Source organism: Pedococcus sp. P1_H8 (assembly GCF_056405175.1).
This window is the reverse complement of record NZ_JBFUCP010000222.1, coordinates 1-456: the sequence shown is the minus strand read 5'-3', so window position 1 is coordinate 456 and position 456 is coordinate 1. Positions and strand designations below refer to the sequence as shown.

The 456-nt window shown below is 65.6% G+C and carries 1 protein-coding gene; it reads left to right on the top strand.

Annotation, left to right across the window (positions count from 1 at the left end):
- Positions 1–422: SDR family NAD(P)-dependent oxidoreductase (locus AC1DYG_RS19695; RefSeq protein WP_477641541.1), on the top strand; the 422-nt coding region annotated here is incomplete at its 5' end.
- Positions 423–456 lie beyond the last annotated feature (34 nt).

Genomic DNA, 456 nt, shown 5'->3' with positions numbered 1-456 from the left:
GCGTCAACGTGCACGGCGTCTTCTACTGCACCCGTGAAGCATTGAAGTTCATGGAGCCGCAGCAGTACGGACGCATCATCAACATCACCTCGATCGCCGGCACCTCCGCGGCCAGCACGCACAGCCCCGGATACTCCGCCACCAAGGCCGCCGTCGCAAGCCTCACCAAGACGGTCGCACTCGACGTCGCCGGCGCCGGTATCTACGTCAACGCCATCGCCTGCGGAGGGGTCTTGACGCCTCCGTTCCAGGAGTACCTCGACAACGCCACCGAGGCGCAGAAGCGCAGCCTGTTCCAGATCGTTCCGGTGGGCCGACTCGGCACTCCCGAGGAGTACGCCTCCCTTGCCGTCTACCTCGCTGGCGAGACCCACTACCTCGTCGGTCAGGTCATCAGCCCCAACGGCGGCGCCGTCATCTGACCGGCGCCCACCGCGATTCCGTCAGAACCTTTCC